Raw genomic sequence first — 20,209 nt, forward strand, 5'->3', positions numbered from 1 at the left:
CATTCGCTGTGCGGGGCTCGATTATTGTTTCAGAGGTCTTACTGCTCCTCAGCCTTCTTATCCCCATGCGACAAGCTATACACATACGCCGCAAGCAAGTGCACCTTGTCATTGCCCTGCAACTGCTCCTGCGCGGGCATCTGGCCCTGGCGGCCATAACGGATGGTCTGCTGCAGTTGCGCAAAGCTTGAACCGTAGATGAACGCCCCCGGATGCGTCAGGTCCGGCGCGCCCATGGCGGGGGTGCCTTTACCGGCCGGGCCGTGGCAGGCCACGCAGTTGGCGGCGAAGAGTTTCTCACCGTTGGCCACATCGGCCTTGGCACCTTCCGGCAGTTTGCGGCCATCGAGTTGGGTCACCACAAAGCCTGCTACGTCAGCCACGCCTTGCTCACCGATGACTTCGGCCCAGCCCGGCATCACCGCGTGGCGGCCCTTCATGATGGTTTCCTTGATGGTGTTGGGTTCACCGCCCCAGCGCCAGTCGGCGTCGGTCAGGTTGGGGAAGCCGTAGGCGCCTTTGGCGTCGGAGCCGTGGCACACCGAGCAGTTGGAGGCAAACAGCCGACCGCCCATCTTCAAGGCTTGCGGGTCCTTGGCGACTTCTTCAATGGGCATCGATGCGAACTTGGCGAAGATCGGCCCGAACTTGGCCTCCGATCTGGCCATTTCCTTTTCCCATTCGTGCACGCCGGTCCAGCCGGTCTGGCCGTTGGCGAACGGGGTTTGCTTGTCGTTGTCGAGGTAGTTGTAGCCTGGCAGCAGACCCTTCCAGTTGCCCAGGCCAGGGTAGAGCACCAGGTAACCAAGGGCGAAGACGATGGTGCCGACAAACAGCATGAACCACCACTTGGGCAGCGGGTTGTCGTACTCCTCGATGCCGTCGAACGAGTGGCCGACGGTCTCGTCCGTCTGTTCGGTGCGCTGGCCCTTGCGGGTCGACAGCAGCAGCCAGGTCAGGGCGAAGATGGTACCCAGACTGAGGACTGTGACGTACAGACTCCAGAACGTAGTCATTCTTTGTTACTCCTAGAAGCTTGCTCGACGTGCTTGATGGCTTCGGGATCATCTGCAAAGGGCAGCATGGTCGCGTCGTCAAACTCCGACTTGCGCCGTGGGCTGAACACCCACAACGCCAGGCCGATAAAGGCCACCATCACCACAACGGTGCCCAGGCCACGAATCATCCCGATATCCATGTAGGTCACCGTTTGCTTTTGATGATGGTGCCAAGGCCTTGCAGGTAGGCCACCAATGCGTCCATTTCGGTCTTGCCCTTCACGGCTGCGGCTGCGCCGGCGATGTCTTCGTCGGTGTAGGGCACGCCCAGGGTGCGCAAGACTTCCATCTTCTTCGCGGTGTCCTTGCCGTCGAGCTTGTTTTCCACGAGGAACGGGTACGCCGGCATTTTCGACTCAGGCACCACGTTGCGCGGGTTGTACAGGTGCGCACGCTGCCAGTCATCGGAGTAACGCCCACCCACACGGGCCAGGTCCGGGCCGGTGCGCTTGGAACCCCACAGGAACGGGTGGTCCCACACGCTTTCACCGGCGACCGAGTAGTGGCCGTAGCGTTCGGTTTCAGCACGGAACGGGCGGATCATCTGCGAGTGGCAGCCCACGCAACCGTTGGCGATGTAGACGTCGCGGCCTTCCAGTTCAAGGGCGGTGCGCGGCTTCATGCCTTCGACCGGCTTGTTGGTCACGTCCTGGAAAAACAGCGGGACGATTTGGGTCAGGCCGCCGATGCTCACGGCGATGACCATGAAGAAGGCCAACAGGCCGATGTTCTTCTCGACTACTTCATGCTTCATCAGTGAGCTCCCACAACGGCGATCTTGGCGGCGGCTTCGGCTTCTACAGGGTCGCTGGCACGCACGGTGCGCCAGACGTTGTAGGCCATCAACAGCATGCCGCTGGCAAAGAACGCACCGCCCAGGGCACGTACGATAAAGCCCGGGTGGCTGGCTTGCAGCGCTTCGACGAAAGAGTAGGTGAGGGTGCCGTCATCGTTGATCGCACGCCACATCAGGCCCTGGGTGATGCCGTTGACCCACATCGAGGCGATGTAGAGTACGGTGCCGATAGTGGCCAGCCAGAAGTGTGCGTTGATCAGCCCGACGCTGTGCATCTGCACGCGGCCGAACAGTTTGGGGATCATGTGGTACAGCGCGCCGATGGAGATCATCGCCACCCAGCCCAGCGCCCCGGCGTGTACATGGCCGATGGTCCAGTCGGTGTAGTGGGACAGCGAGTTGACGGTCTTGATCGCCATCATCGGACCTTCAAAGGTCGACATGCCGTAGAACGCCAGGGACACCACCAGAAACCGCAGGATCGGGTCGGTGCGCAGCTTATGCCAGGCGCCCGAGAGGGTCATCATGCCGTTGATCATGCCGCCCCAGCTTGGCGCCAGCAGGATGATCGACATCGCCATGCCCAGGGACTGTGCCCAATCCGGCAGGGCGGTGTAGTGCAAGTGGTGAGGGCCGGCCCAGATGTACAGGGTGATCAGCGCCCAGAAGTGCACGATGGACAGGCGATAAGAGTAGATCGGACGCTCGGCCTGCTTGGGCACGAAGTAGTACATCATCCCCAGGAAACCGGTGGTGAGGAAGAAACCTACGGCGTTGTGGCCGTACCACCACTGGATCATCGCGTCCGTTGCGCCGGAATAGGCCGAATAGGACTTGAACAGGTTCACCGGCAGGGAGGCGTGGTTGACGATGTGCAGCATCGCCGTGACCACGATAAAGGCCCCGTAGAACCAGTTGCCCACGTAGATGTGCTTGGTCTTGCGCTTGACGATGGTGCCGAAGAACACCAGGCCGTAGGTCACCCACACGATGGCAAGCAAAATGGCGATCGGCCATTCCAGCTCGGCGTATTCCTTGGTAGTGGTGTAGCCCAGGGGCAGGCTGATGATGGCGCCGACGATGACGGCCTGCCAGCCCCAGAAGGTGAAGGCGGCCAGACCATCGGAAATCAGTCGCGTCTGGCAGGTGCGCTGCACGACATAGTAGGAGGTGGCAAACAGTGCACATCCGCCGAAGGCGAAGATCACCAGGTTGGTGTGCAGTGGGCGCAGGCGGCCGAAAGTCGTCCAGGGCAGGTCGAAATTCAATTGCGGCCAAACCAGTTGCGAGGCGATGAACACCCCGAGCCCCATGCCAAGGATCCCCCAGACCACCGTCATGATGGCGAACTGGCGGACTACCTTATAGTTATAAGCAGTCGGACTGATTGCTGTGCTCATTCTAAGGTTCCACGGTTTAGGTTTTTTTATAGGTAAAATCGGCCGCAAGTATGTAGAAACCGAGGGGCCATTGCAACGCAATGGCTGACCTGTATCAATGCGTTCCACGCCAGATTCTGCGCCCTTTCCATGTTTGGTGTAAGGATAAAGACCGAAATAGAAAGCTGATCAAGTGGACAGGAATTTTAGAGGGCGCAACGGATACCGTCGCCTACGCCAGAATTGCTCCACTGTAGGAACAAGCGTAGACCCGAATAGGAGGAGGGGAAAGTTGGGTTTGGAAGGGGTGCGACACTTGGTCGCGACTTATGCCTGTGGCGAGGGAGCTTGCTCCCGTTGGGCTGCGTAGCGGCCCCAAAATCGTGGGAGCGCTTCGCACTCCAGCGGGAGCAAGCTCCCTCGCCACAGGTAGAGCTTTTACTGCGGTTGGCTGTCTGGCGTTGCGCCTTCAGCGTTATGGGACAGGCTGTACACGTAAGCCGCCAGCAAGTGCACCTTGTCATTGCCTTGCAGCACGTCCTGGGCCGGCATCTGGCCCTGGCGACCATGGCGGATGGTCTGCTGCAGCTGCGCCAGGCTGGTGCCGTAGATAAAGCCCGCAGGCTCGGTCAGGTTGGGCGCACCCATGGCTTCCACGCCGTGACCTTGCGGACCATGACACGCCACGCAAGTGGTGCTGAAGGCGGCTTGCCCGGCGGCCAGGTCGGCGGTGTTGTCGGCGGGCAACGGCAGCTTGGCCAGGTCGTGACGCACGTAGGCGGCGACGTTCTTCACCCCGTCCTCGCCCAGCACTTCACCCCAGGCCGGCATCGCCGCGTGGCGACCGTTCAGGATGGTGGCCTTGATGGCCTCGGCCGAACCGCCCCAGCGCCAGTTGTTGTCGGCCAGGTTGGGGAAGCCATAGGCGCCCTTGGCGTCCGAGCCGTGGCACACCGCACAGTTGGAGGCAAACAGGCGACCGCCCATCTTCAACGCTTGCGGGTCCTTGGCGACTTCTTCCACCGGCATGGCCGCGAACTTGGCGAAGATCGGCCCGAACCTGGCGTCGGCCTTGGCCATTTCCTTGTCCCATTCCTTGGTCTGGGTCCAGCCGTCTTCATAGCCCGGCAGTACGCCTTTCCAGTTGCCCAGGCCCGGGTAGAGGATCAGGTAGCCGACGGCAAATACCAGGGTGCCGGCGAACAACATAAACCACCACTGGGGCAGCGGGTTGTCGTATTCCTCGATCCCGTCGAAGGCGTGGCCCATGGTCTGGTCGACGCTGCCCTTGGTTTCGCCCTTGCGGGTGCCGACCAACAGCCAGGTCAGGCCGATCAGGCTGCCCAGGGTCAATACGCAGATCCATGTACTCCAGAACGTAGTCATGGCCGAGTGCTCCTTGTGGCTGGCTCTGCATGAGCGTCGGGTGGGGAAGGTTCATCGGCAAACGGCAGCAGGCGGGCCTGCTCGAATTCCGCGTTGCGGCGGTTGTTGAACACCCACAGCGACAGGCCGATAAAGGCGATAGCGACCACCAGCGTGCCAAGGCCGCGGATGGTGCCTGCATCGAATTCAAATCCCATGGCTCACCTCTTGCTCTTGATGGCAGTGCCGAGCACTTGCAGGTAGGAAACCAGCGCGTCCATCTCGGTCTTGCCCTTGAGGCTGGCGACGGCGCCATTGATGTCGTCGTCGGTGTACGGCACGCCGAGGGTGCGCATCACTTTCAACTTGGTCTCGGTGTGGCTGCTGTCGACGGCGGCGGTGACCAGCCAGGGGTAGGCCGGCATTTTCGACTCTGGCACCACGTTGCGCGGGTTGTACAAGTGCGCGCGGTGCCAGTCGTCCGAGTAGCGCGCGCCGACGCGGGCCAGGTCCGGCCCGGTACGCTTGGAGCCCCACAAGAACGGGTGGTCCCACACGCTTTCGCCAGCCACCGAGTAGTGGCCGTAGCGCTCGGTCTCGGCGCGGAACGGGCGGATCATCTGCGAGTGGCACTGCACGCAGCCTTCGCGGATGTAGATGTCGCGGCCTTCCAGTTGCAGCGCGGTGTAGGGCTTCATGCCTTCGACCGGTTTGTTGGTCACGTCCTGGAAGAACAGCGGGACGATCTGCGTCAGGCCACCGATGCTCACGGCGAGCACCATCAGCAGCATCAACAGGCCGACGTTCTTTTCAATCGTTTCGTGTTTCATCATCGACTCCTCAGGCCATCTGCGCGGCAGCGGTGACTTCGGCAGGTTGCGCCGAACGCACGGTGCGCCATGTGTTGTAAGCCATCAGGAACATGCCGCTGAGGAAGATCGCACCGCCCACCAGACGCACGATGAAGCCTGGGTGGCTGGCCACCAGGGTTTCGACGAAGGAGTAGGTGAGGGTGCCGTCTTCGTTGACCGCACGCCACATCAGGCCCTGGGCGATGCCGTTGACCCACATCGAGGCGATGTAGAGCACGGTGCCGATGGTGGCCAGCCAGAAGTGCGCGTTGATCAGGCCGAGGCTGTACATCTGCTCGCGACCGAAGACTTTCGGGATCATGTGGTACAGCGCGCCGATGGAGATCATCGCCACCCAGCCCAGCGCCCCGGCGTGTACGTGGCCGATGGTCCAGTCGGTGTAGTGGGAGAGGGCGTTGACGGTCTTGATCGCCATCATCGGGCCTTCGAAGGTCGACATGCCGTAGAAGGCCAGGGAGACGACGAGGAAGCGCAGGATCGGGTCGCTGCGCAACTTATGCCAGGCACCCGAGAGGGTCATCATGCCGTTGATCATGCCGCCCCAGCTTGGCGCCAGCAGCACCAGTGACATTACCATGCCCAGGGACTGCGCCCAGTCCGGCAAGGCGGTGTAGTGCAAGTGGTGAGGGCCGGCCCAGATGTACAGGGTGATCAACGCCCAGAAGTGCACGATCGACAAACGATAGGAATACACCGGGCGCTCGGCCTGTTTGGGCACGAAGTAGTACATCATGCCGAGGAAGCCCGCAGTCAGGAAAAAGCCTACCGCGTTGTGCCCATACCACCACTGCACCATGGCATCGGTCGCACCGCCGTACAGCGAGTAGGACTTGGTCAGGCTGACCGGGATTTCCAGGTTATTGACGATATGCAAAATGGCCACGGTGATGATGAACGCACCGAAGAACCAGTTGCCCACATAGATGTGCTTGGTCTTGCGTTTCATGATCGTGCCGAAGAACACGATGGCGTAGGCGACCCAGACGATGGTGATCAGGATGTCGATGGGCCATTCCAGCTCGGCGTATTCCTTTGAGCTGGTGTAGCCCAGTGGCAGGCTGATGGCGGCCAGCAGGATCACAAGCTGCCAGCCCCAGAAGCAGAACGCGGCGACTTTCGGCGCGAACAGCTGCGTCTGGCAGGTGCGTTGCACCGAGTAAAAGGAGCTGGCGAACAGCGCACAGCCACCGAACGCGAAGATCACCGCATTGGTGTGCAATGGGCGCAGACGGCCGAAGCTGGTCCAGGGCAAATCGAAGTTGAGCGCAGGCCAAACCAATTGGGCCGCGAGAAAAACCCCGAGCCCCATGCCGACGATGCCCCACACCACCGTCATAATGGCGAATTGGCGGACCACCTTGTAGTTATAGGCGGTACTTAAAGTAGTGTTCATGGTTCCCCATCCACGGTTCAACCCAAGCAAGTGCGGCACTTGGGCTGGAGTTATAGGCAGACTAAAAAGCGAGGCAAGCATGGGCAAAGAGCACAAGGCCAGTATTGACGGGGATCAATGGGCGCAGTGTGTACGGGAACATGGCTGGTTGTGGGATGTCGCCACGGGCAAGCGTTCGGGCGAGCCTGTGACGCTGATCCTGGCCCATGGCGCCGGTGCACCGATGGACTCGGCGTTCATGAACGATATGGCTGCACGCCTTGCCGGGCATGGTGTGAACGTGTTGCGCTTCGAGTTCCCGTACATGGCCCAGCGCCGCTTGGACGGGGGCAAACGCCCGCCGAATCCGGCGCCGAAACTGCTGGAGGCGTGGCGTGAGGTGTATGCCCTGGTGCGACGTCATGTCGCTGGGAAACTGGCGATTGGCGGCAAGTCCATGGGCGGGCGCATGGCCAGTTTGTTGGCCGATGAGCTGGGCGCAGATGGGTTGGTGTGCCTGGGCTATCCGTTTTATGCGGTGGGCAAGCCGCAAAAGCCTCGGGTGGAGCATCTGGCTGCGCTTGCGACGCCGACGCTGATAGTGCAGGGCGAGCGTGATGCCTTGGGCAATCGAGCGGCGGTGGAGGGGTATGCGTTATCGCCGAGCATTGAGGTGATGTGGCTGGTGGCGGGGGATCATGATTTGAAGCCGTTAAAGGCGTCGGGGTTCAGTCATGAGCAGCATTTGGAGGCGGCGGCCATCAAAGCGTCAGGTTTTCTCGCCTGACGCTTTGCAGGTTTCTCTATGTTGGGATATTTCGGCTAGTGTTTTCGTGAGGTTTAACACTAGCGGTCCCTAATGAGCGTGAAGTGTCCTGTCGCGTCGTATTGAGCATACTCACTGTCGAAGGACGCCTCGAAGTTGCCATTGGCCGTGCCTTCAACAGGGTTGAGCTTTATTGTCAGCGTTGCGTGTTTGGCGGGAATCGCTGTAGTGCCAGGCATGTCCCCAGGGGCAGAGATGTAAAGAGCATAATGTAAAATTCCGTCAAGTATATACGTATTGTCTATCGGCGCTTCTCCTAGGTAGGGGATATGAAAATAATACGAAGAAAAATTCTTTTCACTTTCTCCAATGGCCCCTGAAAATATCCAGGTATTTGTCTGTGTACGATGACCAAAAATTGTTCTTTCTGCAGTGATTGATGTTTGAGAGTTTTTAAATGTCCATTCAAAATGGTTGTTTGCAGATTGAGAGAGATAGCAGTCGGGGATGAAAATAATTTCTTGGTTCATGGTGAGACCTTTTACGCGTGGGGTTTGCGCTATCTGATTTTTTCAGAAATGCCAGCTTGAGTGTGTCGCGCTCGGCTGAGACGTGAAACTTATTTTGTTTTAAACCTCTTTTGTCGAGCCTTATTACGATGGGGGAGTAGGGTCTTTTATAGGCTGAAACGTGCCGTCAGTCATCTCTACACGGTCGCGGATTTTATTTTTAAAGGTGGCTTCGCAGCGCAACGGCTGCTGAGTCAGTGTAAGCGTTACATTGTATTCGCCTTCATAGGTGCCACCGCCGAAGGGAGCATAGTAAAAATTCGATTTCTCATCACCGTTTTTAAATGTTTCATCGATGATCTGTTCATTTTCATCGTCGCAGTAAATATAAATAGCCCACTCACGGTATTGAGGCGTACCCCATTCTCCCTCCTCGCTGGTCAGATACCATGCCTTGCTTGAATTGGAGTAGGCCAACCAGCCCTCCGTTTTGTATTGAGTTTGTCCTTCTGTCCACTTAAAGACCGAACGTTGTGAGTTAAGGGCAGTTCCAGGCCACTCACAGCAGCATTTTATTTCGCATAATTCCGACGCTGTGTCAGTGAAAGAGCCTTCGAAATTCAGCGTTGTGTTCCCTGTGCTTTCGTCAACGGTTACTTCAATGTCGCCGACAGGTTTAATACGTTCTTCCGTTTCAGGTGCGTTATTGTTTGCACCTTGAATGTACACGTGGGTGAAGGCTTCCGGGTTTTGCTTGATTGATTTGTTAGGTGATGTACTTATGGAGTCGCAAGGTATTTTCAGTAACAGTGATTGTTGAGTGTCTGGGGACTGGAGCGTCAACTTGACCCAATACTGATTATTGTATTCGGATAGGTGCAGTGGCAGAGCCCAGCCTTCCAATGTTCTTTCGTTGTTCGATGATTTTTCAGTCCATTGCACACGCCCCATGGTTTTTGGGAAGGGATGCAGGGCGCTATTTGAGTCGGTAGACCGGGACATAACGGTGTGCTCCTGTTTGACAGGTTCACACTATAAGGAGGGAGGCGTTCAAAGGTTAACTGTGAGAATTGACAGTTTTATAGAATGCTTGGTGATAAAAAGATGATGAGTGATAGCCATCTGCAAGGGGCTCACTTGTTGGAGAAAGTGAGCCCCTGAAGTTCTACCGGTTAAAACGCTCCACCAGCGAGTACTGAGTATTCGCCGTATGAGTCAGTTCTTCACTCAACTGCGCCGAGTTCATCGCCTGCTCTGAGGTCTGGTCTGCCAACAGCGCGATGGTGCTGATGTTGCGGCTGATCTCCTCGGCCACGGCGCTTTGCTCTTCGGTGGCCGCGGCAATCTGGGTGGTCATGTCGGTGATATTGGCCACCGCCTCACTGATGCCCACCAACGCCTGATCCGCTTCCATCACACGCGCTACGCCCTCTTCAGCCTGGCGATGCCCGGCGTCCATGGTTTGCACGGCCGCAGCCGCTGTGTGTTGCAGCTTGGCGATCAGGGCATGGATCTGCCCGGTGGATTCGGCCGTACGCTGCGCCAGTTGGCGCACTTCATCGGCGACCACCGCAAAGCCACGGCCCATCTCACCGGCACGCGCGGCTTCGATAGCGGCGTTGAGCGCCAGCAAGTTGGTCTGGTCGGCGATGCCCTTGATTACATCGACAACGCCGCCAATTTCATCGCTGTCCTTGGCCAGTTGAGTGACGGTCACGCCGGTTTCGCCAACGGCGGCCGAAAGCCGCTGAATCGCCTCGCGGGTTTCCCCGGCGATATCGCGGCCGCGACCGGTCAGGCGGTTGGCTTCCTGGGTGGCGTCGGCGGTGCGCTGCACATGGCTGGCAACTTCCTGGGTGGTTGCAGCCATCTGGTTGACGGCGGTGGCCACCTGTTCGGTTTCCACGCGCTGACGTTCCAGGCCGCTGGAGCTGCTGTGCGCCAGGGTGTTGGACTGGGCGGCCTGGTCGTTGAGGTGCTCGGCAGTGTCCTGCAAGCGGGTCAGGCAGGTCTTCAGACGCGCTTCCTGGCTGAGGATCGACATTTCCAGGCGCGCTTGTGCGCCACGGCTGTCGGTGTACATCTGCGCAATCAGCGGGTCGGACGTGGTCTGTTCGGCCAGGCGCAGCAAGCGCTTGAGGCCGCGCTGTTGCCAGCTCAGGCCCAGCAGGCCCAACGGCACCGACAACGCTGCCGCCAAGGCAAAGCCCCACTGGGAGGTGAGGGTGGCGCCGATCATGAAACTCAGTTGGCTGACCAGGATAAACGGCAGCCAGTCCTGCAGCACCGGCAGCCATTTGTCGCGCTGGGGAATCGCCGACTTGCCCTGGTTGATGCGTTGATAAAGCGCCTCGGCCCGGCGGATCTGCTCGGCGGTGGGCTTGATGCGCACCGATTCGTAGCCGATCACCTGGTTACCGTCGAATACCGGTGTTACATAGGCGTTAACCCAGTAGTGGTCACCGGTCTTGCAGCGATTCTTGACAATGCCCATCCATGGCAAGCCTTGTTTGAGCGTGGACCACATGTGCGCGAACACTGCCGAGGGCACATCCGGGTGACGCACCAGGTTGTGCGGAGCACGGACCAGTTCGTCGCGGGTGAACCCACTGATTTCGACAAACGCGTCGTTGCAGTAGGTAATGACACCCTTGGCATCTGTGGTGGAGATCAACCGTTGCTGAGCGGGGAAGGTACGTTCGCGCTGGGTAACGGGTTGGTTATTACGCATGATTGTTCAATCCGCAAGGCTTTCAGGGGGTATCGGCCATGCTGGGTATTTATTTAACTTATTTTTGCAACAATCCTGGGAGCAGAGTGCCGACTGTGGCGAGGGAGCTTGCTCCCGCTGGGCTGCGAAGCGGCCCCAAACAACTTGCGGGCGCTACGCACCCGAGCGGGAGCAAGCTCCATCGCCACAACAGCTCGTTCTTACAGTCGGGCAGGCTTAGCTGGCCAGCATCGGGTAGGTGAACAAGCCGAAGTGCAGCAGATTCAAGCCAAAATGCGTGGCAATCGCTGCGCCGAGCCCGCCAAAGCGATACGCCAGGCCGTAACCGACCCCGGCAATACTGGCCAGCGTCACCCATTGCCAACCCGCACCACAATGCATCAGGCCGAATAACAGCGAGGCCAGCAGCAGCGCGAGGTTCTCGCCGTAGGGCAAGTGTTTGAAACGTTGGCTCAGGCCCCCCTGAACATAGCCACGAAACAGCGCTTCTTCCACCAGCGTCACCAGCAGCAGGTTATTGAGTACCCACAGCCATGCCTGGTCCGGCCATTTCGGCGCCCAACTGATCATTCCCATCAGTGCGGCACCACCCAGTGCGACGATGGCGGTCAGGGTCAGTGCCAGGGCGGTGACGCAGATCGACAGGCGCAATGAGCGTCGCGCCACAATCCACGGGCAGGCCAGCAACAGCCAGAAGCCGATCAGGGGCTTGTCCTGGTTCAGGTACATCGAGAAGGGCACTGAGTCCGGAGTTAAACGCTGGGGCGCAATACCGCGGCCGTTATAGAAACCCGGCAGCCAGTGCATCACCAGGCCCAGGGCCAGTACGATAAACAAGCCTTGGCCCAAGTAGCGTGCCCAAGGGTTGCGTTGCTGGCGCACGGCGTACCCGGCCACCAGCAGCAGTGCGATGGAGACCGCCGCCAGTACGCCCAGTTGGCCGTAGATCAAAGCTACGACATAGCCAATGGAAAGTAGGGTGAGGTACAGCCAGGGCAAAGCAATCATGTGAAATCCTTCGAAAAATCCGGGCGGCATTATAGCGAGTGGCCAGGTTCTAGGGCATGAAAACGCCTCCATGTACAAGGCAAGGGGGAAAGGATTGCAAAGTATGTTTGCGGCTGGTTATAGTCGTCGCGTCTTTATATCCCTTCAAAAAGATCAGCACATGCCAGCTTCCCAGCGCATAGCGGTAGTCGATTCAGCGGTCAACGCCGTGGTCGTGCCGTGCCGTGGCAAGCAGCCTGCGCAGATCAGTCATTACCCCCCACCTGTCAGTAGCACGCCGGTGTACGCAGTCGTATCACCGCCGGATGTTGGCATTTCGGGCTGATCAGCGGTTCGCTGTTGCCCGTGCCTGCCTGAAAAAACCTACTGAAATTCAGTTTTTTACTGAGTCGGCTTTTTTGCCTGATAACAGGTGGTAACCATGTCTGTGCTTTCGAAACAATCCGTGGCCGCGGCGGCCTCGACGAGCGTGTTTGTCTTGCTGTGGAGCAGCGGGGCGATCTTCTCCAAGTTGGGCCTGGCCCATGCGTCGCCCTTTGCCTTTCTGTTGATCCGGTTTGCCGTTGCCCTGATGGGGTTGGTAGTGCTGGTCCCGCTCCTCAAGTTGAAGCTGCCACGTCCCGGCAAGCCGCTGCTGTATGCGGCGGCGACGGGCCTGGTTTTGCTGGGGGCCTATCAGATTTTCTATCTGCTGGCCCTGGACCTCAACGTCACCCCTGGGGTGATGGCGACCATCATGGGTGTGCAGCCGATCCTCACCGTGGTGCTGATGGAGCGCCAACGCTCCTGGCGCCGGCTGTTCGGCCTGGGGTTGGGGTTGGCTGGCTTGATCATGGTGGTGTACCAGGGCATCGGGTTGGCGGGCATGTCCCTGGCCGGGATGCTGTTCGGGCTGCTGGCGCTGGCGAGCATGACGTTTGGCTCGATCATGCAAAAGCGCATCACCGACAATCCTTTGGGCACGCTGCCACTGCAATACTTGGCCGGGCTGTTGCTGTGCGGAGTGTTCGTGCCGTTCCAGCCGTTCCACTTCGAGCACAGTGCAGGCTTTTACCTGCCGGTGCTGTGGATGGGCTTGGTGGTGTCGGTGCTGGCGACGCTGTTGCTGTATCGGCTGATTGCCCGCGGCAACCTGGTGAATGTCACCAGTTTGTTCTATCTGGTGCCGGCGGTGACCGCGGTGATGGACTACCTGATCTTCGGTAACCGCCTGGCGCTGTTGAGCGTGCTGGGAATGGCGTTGATCATCGTCGGCTTGGTCTTCGTGTTCCGTAGGAGCTAGAAACCACCCCTGTAGGAGCGACCTAGCTGTGGCGAGCAAGCTTGCTTGCGCTGGGGTGCGAAGCGCCCCCAGGAGCTTGCGACTGCTACGCAGTCGAGCGGGAGCAAGCTCCCTCGCCACAGGGGCGCTCCTACAGTTTTTGCGGGCGCAACACCAACCACAACGCCCCGGCAATCAATACACCACCATACAGATGAGCCATGGACAGCGGCTCATCCAACAACAACGCCCCCCACAACACGCCGAACGGCGGAATCATGAAGGTCACGGTCATTGACTTGACCGGGCCGATGGATGACAGCAGGCGGAAGTACAGAATGTAGGCGAACGCCGTACATACCAGCCCCAATCCCAGCAGCGACACCCACACCTGCCAGCCGCCCCAACTCGCCGGTGGCTGGGTGATGGCGCTGAAGGCGAAGAACGGCAGCAAAAACAACGTAGCACCCAGCATACTGCCCAAGGCAGAGAGACGACTGTCCAACCCGCCGCGCTGATCCAGCCAGCGTCGCGCCAGGAAACCGGCGAAGCCATAGCAGGTGGTCGCCAGCAGGCACGCCAATGCGCCCATTAACAGTTCCAGATCAAATGCCACCGGCCCCGCGCGGGTGAGCACGGCAACACCAAGCAGACCCAAGGCCACACCCGCTATTTTTGCCGGCGTCAGGCGTTCGCTGAAAAACAACCCGCCGATCAGCACACCCATCAGCGGTGTGGTGGCGTTGAAAATCGCCGAATAACCCGCCGGCAGTACCTGCGCCGCCACCGAGTACATCGTCGCGGGAATCCCCGAGTTGATCACGCCCAGCAGCAGGACCGTCTTGAACTTGCCCTGGAAATCCCAGCTCACGCGCAGCATCGCCAGGATCACCAATAAGCCCGCGGCGGCAATCGACACGCGGAAAAACGCGGTGGGCACCGTGCCGATTTCCGGCGCGATGATGCGCATGAACAGGAAACTCGCGCCCCAGATGGCAGCCAGCCCCAGCAGATACAGGGTGTCAACAGGTCTCACGGAAAACTCCTATGCCAATCGGGCGCAGAAGTGTTGCCCAGCGGGCAGGTCGGCACAATGGCTAATTGCAGTCAGTTTGCCCCCGTGCAAAATCATTCTTCTCCTGCCTCGGTTCACTGGCTAAGCTCTGGGCTTCCAGATACCCGTTCGAGGTTTCCCGCATGTCGCAGTCCGCCCTCGCTATCGCCCGGATGATCCTCGACGGTTTCGACGATTACCGTGAGCACTTCCGCCAGATCACCGATGGCGCCCGTGAGCGTTTCGAGAAGGCCCAGTGGCAGCAGGGGCAGGCCGCGTCGGCGGCGCGCATCAATCTCTATGAGGAGAAAGTCGCTGAGGTGACTACCCGTCTGCGCGCCAGTTTCGACCCTGCTGGATTGCAGGACATCGGCCAGTGGCCCTTGGTAAAAAGCGCTTATATTGGCTTGATCGACCTGCGCTTTGACGATGAGCTGTCGGAGACCTGGTACAACTCGATCTTCTGCGGCCTGTTCAGCCATGACCTGATCAGCGACGGCTGCATGTTCATCCATACCACTCGGCCTAGCCTGCGCCGGGCGCGGGCGGCGCAAACCCATATCTACACGCCGGCCGGTAAAATAGCGGACATGCTGGCGCAGGTCTTCTCTGACTACAGCTTCAGCGAACCCTACGCCGACCTGCCCGCCGACCTGCGCCGCCTCGAAGCCCAGTTGCGGGAAAACCTGCCGGATTGGGTGTGCAAGGACCCGGACCTCAAGGTCGAGTTGTTTTCCTCAGTGCTGTACCGCAACAAAGGCGCCTACCTCGTGGGGCGCATCTACACCCGCGACGAACAATGGCCGTTGGTGATTCCGCTGCTGCACCGCGAAGGGCGTGGCATCCAGATCGATGCGTTGATCACTGACGAAGCCGACGTGTCGATCATCTTCTCGTTCACCCGTTCCTATTTCATGGTCGATGTACCCGTGCCAGCGGAATTCATCGGCTTTCTCAAGCGCATCCTGCCGGGCAAGCACATTGCCGAGTTGTACACCTCCATCGGTTTCTACAAGCACGGCAAATCCGAGTTCTACCGCGCGCTGATCAACCACCTGGCCACCACCGACGACCAGTTCATCATGGCCCCCGGCGTGCGCGGCATGGTCATGAGCGTGTTCACGCTGCCGGGTTTCAATACGGTGTTCAAGATCATCAAGGACCGCTTCTCGCCGTCAAAAAACGTCAACCGCGCCACGGTGATCGAAAAGTACCGCCTGGTGAAAAGCGTCGACCGGGTAGGGCGCATGGCCGACACCCAGGAGTTCGCCGACTTCCGCTTCCCCTTGAGCAAGTTCGAGCCCGAGTGCCTGGCCGAGCTGCTGGAAGTCGCCGCCGGTACCGTCGAAGTGGAGGGCGACACCGTGCTCATCCGCCACTGCTGGACCGAGCGACGCATGACCCCGCTCAACCTCTACCTCGACAACGCCAACCCCGCTCAGGTGCGCGAAGCATTGGAGGATTACGGCCTGGCGATCAAGCAACTGGCGGCGGCGAATATCTTCCCCGGCGACATGTTGCTGAAGAACTTTGGCGTCACCCGCCACGGCCGCGTGGTGTTCTACGACTACGACGAAATCTGCTTTCTCACCGAAGCCAACTTCCGCCATATCCCCGCGCCGCGCACCCCCGAGGATGAAATGGCCTCCGAGCCCTGGTACTCCATCGGCCCGCTGGATGTGTTCCCCGAAGAGTTCCCGCCGTTCCTGTTTGCCGACGCCGGGCAACGCCGGTTGTTCGATGAGCTGCATGGCGAGTTGTACAACGCTGACTACTGGAAGGGCCTGCAGGACGCGATTCGTGCCGGCAAGGTGATCGACGTGTTCCCTTATAAGAGGAAAGAGCAGCCATAAGCTGCAAGCTGCAAGGGGCAAGTGAAAGTAGGTCTGCCCTTACTTGCTGCTTGAAGCTTGCCGCTAGCAGCTGCTTTTCTGCGACAATTCGCCCCCTGCATAAATAGACGACCCAAACGCACCTGATGACAGACCAAGCACCCACCATCGACCAACTGCTCAAAACCCTCGATCACGCCATGCTCGCCGACCGCCACCGCTTACGCCGGCAGTTGCTTGAGCTGCGCAAGAAGCCCGACGAGGACAAGTTGGCGCAGTGGGTGGCGCGCATGCAGGCATCGTGCGCGCAGGTCACGGCGCGGCGCGCCAGCCTGCCGGTGATTCGCTACGACGACAGCCTGCCGATTGCTGCCAAGCGCGATGAGATCAAGGACGCGCTGAACAAGCACCAGGTGCTGATCATTGCCGGTGAGACCGGTTCGGGTAAAACCACCCAGTTGCCGAAAATCTGCCTGGAAATCGGCCGCGGCCAGTTCGGCCTGATCGGCCACACCCAGCCACGCCGGATCGCAGCGCGCAGTGTCGCCAGCCGTGTCGCTGAAGAGCTGGCCACGCCATTAGGTGCGCTGGTCGGTTACCAAGTGCGCTTCGAAGACCAGAGTGACTCCAACACCCTGATCAAGCTGATGACCGACGGCATCCTGCTGGCCGAAACCCAGAACGACCGCTACCTCGAGCGCTACGACACGATCATCGTCGACGAAGCCCACGAACGCAGCCTGAACATCGACTTCCTGCTCGGCTACCTCAAGACCCTGTTGCCGCGTCGCCCCGACCTGAAAGTCATCATTACCTCGGCCACCATCGACCTGGAGCGCTTTTCCAAGCACTTCGACGATGCGCCGATTGTCGAGGTGTCGGGCCGTACCTTCCCGGTGGACACCTGGTATCGCCCACTCACCCTGGAACAGGACGAGGAGGGCAACCGCGTCGAGGACGACCTGACCGTCGACCAGGCGATCCTTGCCACCCTTGATGAAATCGCCGCCTATGAGCGCAGCGAACGGCGCAGTCCTGGCGATGTATTGGTGTTCCTGCCCGGCGAGCGCGAGATTCGTGACGCGGCCGACATGCTGCGCAAGGCCCAGCTCAAGCACACCGAGATTTTGCCGTTGTACGCACGGCTGTCGCCGGCCGAGCAGCAACGCATTTTCCAGTCCCACCCGGGCCGGCGCGTGGTGCTGGCGACCAACGTCGCGGAAACCTCGCTGACCGTGCCGGGCATTCGCTACGTGATCGACAGCGGTACGGCGCGCATCAGTCGCTACAGCTACCGCGCCAAAGTGCAGCGTTTGCCCATCGAGGCGATTTCCCAGGCCAGCGCCAACCAGCGTAAAGGCCGTTGCGGCCGGGTTGAGCCGGGTATTTGCGTGCGCTTGTACAGCGAAGAAGACTTTATCGGGCGCCCGGAATTTACCGACCCGGAGATCCTGCGCACCAACCTCGCTGCCGTGATCCTGCAGATGCTGCACCTGCGCCTGGGCGAGATCACCGATTTCCCGTTTATCGAACCGCCGGATGGCAAGGCCATCAGCGACGGTTTCAACCTGCTGCAAGAACTCTCGGCGGTAGACCGCAACAGCCAGCTCACGCCGTTGGGCCGCCAGCTTGCCCGCTTGCCGGTGGACCCGCGCATGGGCCGCATGTTGCTGGAAGCGGCCAAGCTGGGCAGTTTGCAGGAAGTGTTGATCGTCGCCAGTGCCATGTCGATCCAGGACCCGCGCGAGCGCCCACCGGAGCGTCAACAAGCGGCCGACCAGGCCCACGCACAGTGGAAAGACCCGGATTCGGACTTCGCCGGGCTGGTCAACCTGTGGCGCGGTTTCGAGGAGCAGCGCCAGGAACTGACCGCCAGCCCGTTGCGCAACTGGTGCCGCAAAAACTTCCTCAACTACTTGCGCCTGCGCGAGTGGCGCGACTCCCATCGTCAATTGAGCCTGATCTGCCGCGACATGCAGCTGAGCCTCAACAAAGAGCCCGCGGACTATCCGAAGCTGCATAAAGCGGTACTGTCCGGCTTGCTCAGCCAGATCGGCCAGAAGACCGAAGACGGCGATTACCTTGGCGCGCGCCAGCGTCGCTTCTGGATTCACCCGTCTTCGGGCATCGGCAAGAAGCGCCCGCAATGGCTGATGACCGCTGAACTGGTGGAAACCACCAAGCTCTATGCACGCATGGTGGCGAAAATCGACGCCGACTGGATCGAGCCGCTGGCCGGGCATCTGATCAAGAAAAACCACTTCGAACCCCATTGGGAGAAGAAGCGCGGCCAGGTGGTGGCCTTTGAGCAGATCACCCTGTTCGGGCTGATCGTGGTCGGGCGCCGGCCGGTGCATTACGGGCCGATTGACCCGGTGGTGTCCCGTGAGTTGTTTATTCGTGAAGGCCTGGTGCGCGGCGAGATTCAGTCCCGTGCCAAGTGCCTGACGGCCAACCAGAAACTGCTGGAGCAACTCGACGAGCTGGAAGCCAAGGCTCGCCGTCGCGACATCCTGGCCGATGAAGAAACCCTGTACGCCTTCTACGATGCGCGCCTGCCTGCAGAGATTCACCAGACCGCCACCTTTGACAGTTGGTACAAGGTCAACAGCCAGAAAGATCCGCAACTGTTGATCATGCGTGAAGAAGACGTACTGGCCCGCGAGGCCAGTGAAGTCACCGCCGCGCATTACCCGGACACCTTGCACTTGGGTGACCTGGCCCTGGCCTTGAGTTACCACTTCGAACCCAACCACCCCCGTGACGGCGTGACCCTGCGGGTGCCGGCGCCTTTGTTGCCGGCGTTGCCAGCCGAGCGCCTGGAGTGGCTGGTGCCGGGGTTGATCGAAGCCAAGTGCATCGCTCTGGTGCGCAACTTGCCCAAGGCGTTGCGCAAAAACTTCGTGCCGGTGCCGGACTTCGTCAAGGCCGCGCTGCAACGCATCGAATTCGGCCAGGGCTCGCTGCCCCAGGCGCTGGGGCGTGAATTGCTGCGCATGACCGGTGCGCGGGTCAGCGATGAGGCGTGGGCGGAAGCGGCGCAACAGGTGGAGAATCACCTGAAGATGAACCTGGAAGTGGTCGACGGCCAGGGCAAATTCCTCGGCGAAGGCCGTGACCTGGCCGAGCTCACCGCACGGTTCGCCGAAGCCAGCCAGGCGGCTTTGGCCGTGCCGCAAACCGCGAAAAGCCAGCAGCCGGTGGAGGCCAAGGTGTTTGCGGCGGTGGCGGAAAAAACCCAGCAGAACATCGCCGGCCTATCAATGACGGTGTACCCGGCACTGGTGGAAGAGAACGGCACGGTCAAGGAGGGGCGCTTCTCGACTGCCGCCGAAGCCGAGTTCCAGCACCGTCGCGCCTTGCAGCGCCTGCTGATGCAGCAATTGGCGGAACCGGCGAAATTCCTGCGCGGCAAATTGCCGGGCTTGACCGAGCTGGGCCTGATGTACCGTGAACTGGGGCGTATCGACGCGCTGGTGGAAGACATCCTGCTGGCCAGCCTCGATACCTGCGTACTTGAAGGCGAAGATAGCCTGCCACGGGACGGCGCTGGCCTGGCAGCCTTGGCTGAACGCAAGCGCGGCAGTTGGACTGAGCACGCCGAACGCTTGGCGCGCCTGACCCTGGAAGTGCTGAAGCTCTGGCACGGCCTGCAAAAACGCTTCAAAGGCAAGATCGACCTGGCCCAGGCCGTGGCCTTGAACGATATCAAGCAGCAACTGAGCAACCTGGTGTATCCAGGTTTTGTGCGGGAAACCCCGGCCCAGTGGTTCAAGGAACTGCCGCGTTTCCTCAAGGCCATCGAACTGCGCCTGGAAAAACTGCCGAGCCAGGTGCAAAAGGACCGCGTGTGGAGCAGCGAATTGGGCGGCCTGTGGGCGCAGTACCAGAACCGCTTGAACAAACACACCCAGGAAGGCAAGCGCGACCCGCAGTTGGAGCTATACCGCTGGTGGCTGGAGGAATACCGGGTGTCGCTGTTTGCTCAGCAGTTGGGCACCAAAGTGCCGATTTCCGATAAGCGCTTGAGCAAGCAGTGGAGTCAGGTAGAGCCCTGAAGCCCTGGCCCACTTGTAGGAGCGAGCTTGCTCGCGAAAAACGTCAACGATAACGCGGCTCTCCTGAATAAACGCGGCGCCTGTGAGTTTTTCGCGAGCAAGCTCGCTCCTACAGGTATGAGGACAAACCCCTCCCACAATTGGATGT

General features: G+C 60.0%; 17 protein-coding genes. 4 read left to right on the plus strand and 13 right to left on the minus strand.

Annotation, left to right across the window (positions count from 1 at the left end; translation table 11 throughout):
- Positions 1-38: 38 nt before the first annotated feature.
- The 8 genes from ccoP (HU730_RS20000) to ccoN (HU730_RS20035) form a co-directional block, all read right to left on the minus strand.
- Positions 39-1,016, minus strand: coding sequence for a cytochrome-c oxidase, cbb3-type subunit III (gene ccoP / locus HU730_RS20000; protein ID WP_014719444.1), 978 nt, complete (start codon positions 1,014-1,016; stop codon positions 39-41).
- Complete coding sequence (locus HU730_RS20005) at positions 1,013-1,198, minus strand: CcoQ/FixQ family Cbb3-type cytochrome c oxidase assembly chaperone (protein ID WP_003193169.1); 186 nt, start codon at positions 1,196-1,198, stop codon at positions 1,013-1,015. Before HU730_RS20005 ends, ccoP (HU730_RS20000) begins: the two co-directional genes overlap by 4 nt.
- A gap of 5 nt (positions 1,199-1,203) precedes the next feature.
- Positions 1,204-1,812, minus strand: a complete 609-nt coding sequence (gene ccoO, locus HU730_RS20010) for a cytochrome-c oxidase, cbb3-type subunit II (protein WP_003193167.1) — start codon at positions 1,810-1,812, stop codon at positions 1,204-1,206.
- On the minus strand, positions 1,812-3,254 hold the full coding sequence (gene ccoN, locus HU730_RS20015; RefSeq protein ID WP_014719443.1) for a cytochrome-c oxidase, cbb3-type subunit I: 1,443 nt from the start codon (positions 3,252-3,254) through the stop codon (positions 1,812-1,814). The genes ccoO (HU730_RS20010) and ccoN (HU730_RS20015) overlap by 1 nt, the downstream gene beginning before the upstream one ends.
- Before the next feature lie 417 nt (positions 3,255-3,671).
- Positions 3,672-4,619, minus strand: a complete 948-nt coding sequence (ccoP, locus tag HU730_RS20020; protein ID WP_054897851.1) for a cytochrome-c oxidase, cbb3-type subunit III — start codon at positions 4,617-4,619, stop codon at positions 3,672-3,674.
- Entirely contained in the window at positions 4,616-4,816 is a 201-nt protein-coding gene (locus HU730_RS20025; protein WP_060764189.1) for a cbb3-type cytochrome c oxidase subunit 3, read from the minus strand. The genes ccoP (HU730_RS20020) and HU730_RS20025 overlap by 4 nt, the downstream gene beginning before the upstream one ends.
- Positions 4,817-4,819: 3 nt before the next feature.
- A complete protein-coding gene (ccoO, locus tag HU730_RS20030; RefSeq protein ID WP_003193159.1) occupies positions 4,820-5,428 on the minus strand; it encodes a cytochrome-c oxidase, cbb3-type subunit II in 609 nt (202 codons plus the stop codon).
- A 10-nt stretch (positions 5,429-5,438) separates the two neighbouring features.
- A complete protein-coding gene (gene ccoN / locus HU730_RS20035; RefSeq protein WP_034128402.1) occupies positions 5,439-6,863 on the minus strand; it encodes a cytochrome-c oxidase, cbb3-type subunit I in 1,425 nt (474 codons plus the stop codon).
- A 79-nt stretch (positions 6,864-6,942) separates the two neighbouring features.
- Here ccoN (HU730_RS20035) and HU730_RS20040 point away from each other — a divergent pair, with 79 nt between their 5' ends.
- Positions 6,943-7,629, plus strand: a complete 687-nt coding sequence (locus HU730_RS20040; RefSeq protein WP_034128403.1) for an alpha/beta family hydrolase — start codon at positions 6,943-6,945, stop codon at positions 7,627-7,629.
- A gap of 59 nt (positions 7,630-7,688) precedes the next feature.
- Here HU730_RS20040 and HU730_RS20045 read toward each other — a convergent pair whose 3' ends face one another.
- From HU730_RS20045 to HU730_RS20060, 4 genes are all read right to left on the minus strand, one after another.
- A complete protein-coding gene (locus HU730_RS20045) occupies positions 7,689-8,138 on the minus strand; it encodes a hypothetical protein (protein WP_138763826.1) in 450 nt (149 codons plus the stop codon).
- A gap of 123 nt (positions 8,139-8,261) precedes the next feature.
- The gene (locus HU730_RS20050; protein ID WP_034128404.1) at positions 8,262-9,119 is read right to left on the minus strand and encodes a hypothetical protein; all 858 of its coding nucleotides are present in this window, start codon (positions 9,117-9,119) and stop codon (positions 8,262-8,264) included.
- Between the two features lie 163 nt (positions 9,120-9,282).
- A complete protein-coding gene (locus HU730_RS20055; protein WP_034128405.1) occupies positions 9,283-10,848 on the minus strand; it encodes a PAS domain-containing methyl-accepting chemotaxis protein in 1,566 nt (521 codons plus the stop codon).
- Between the two features lie 216 nt (positions 10,849-11,064).
- Complete coding sequence (locus HU730_RS20060; protein ID WP_096143527.1) at positions 11,065-11,856, minus strand: CPBP family intramembrane glutamic endopeptidase; 792 nt, start codon at positions 11,854-11,856, stop codon at positions 11,065-11,067.
- Positions 11,857-12,277: 421 nt separating this feature from the next.
- Between HU730_RS20060 and HU730_RS20065 the strand changes: the two genes are divergently transcribed.
- On the plus strand, positions 12,278-13,138 hold the full coding sequence (locus HU730_RS20065; RefSeq protein ID WP_096143526.1) for a DMT family transporter: 861 nt from the start codon (positions 12,278-12,280) through the stop codon (positions 13,136-13,138).
- Positions 13,139-13,268: 130 nt separating this feature from the next.
- Here HU730_RS20065 and HU730_RS20070 read toward each other — a convergent pair whose 3' ends face one another.
- On the minus strand, positions 13,269-14,153 hold the full coding sequence (locus HU730_RS20070) for a DMT family transporter (RefSeq protein WP_060764443.1): 885 nt from the start codon (positions 14,151-14,153) through the stop codon (positions 13,269-13,271).
- A 161-nt stretch (positions 14,154-14,314) separates the two neighbouring features.
- Here HU730_RS20070 and aceK point away from each other — a divergent pair, with 161 nt between their 5' ends.
- Both aceK and hrpA read left to right on the plus strand, forming a co-directional pair.
- Positions 14,315-16,024: a bifunctional isocitrate dehydrogenase kinase/phosphatase gene (gene aceK / locus HU730_RS20075; protein WP_186526530.1), complete on the plus strand. Its 1,710-nt coding sequence runs from the start codon at positions 14,315-14,317 to the stop codon at positions 16,022-16,024.
- 125 nt (positions 16,025-16,149) lie between these two features.
- The gene (hrpA, locus tag HU730_RS20080; RefSeq protein WP_096143525.1) at positions 16,150-20,061 is read left to right on the plus strand and encodes an ATP-dependent RNA helicase HrpA; all 3,912 of its coding nucleotides are present in this window, start codon (positions 16,150-16,152) and stop codon (positions 20,059-20,061) included.
- The last annotated feature ends 148 nt before the right edge of the window (positions 20,062-20,209 follow it).

This window comes from Pseudomonas sp. SWRI22 (genome assembly GCF_014268395.2).
Taxonomy (GTDB): Bacteria; Pseudomonadota; Gammaproteobacteria; order Pseudomonadales; family Pseudomonadaceae; genus Aquipseudomonas; species Aquipseudomonas paracarnis.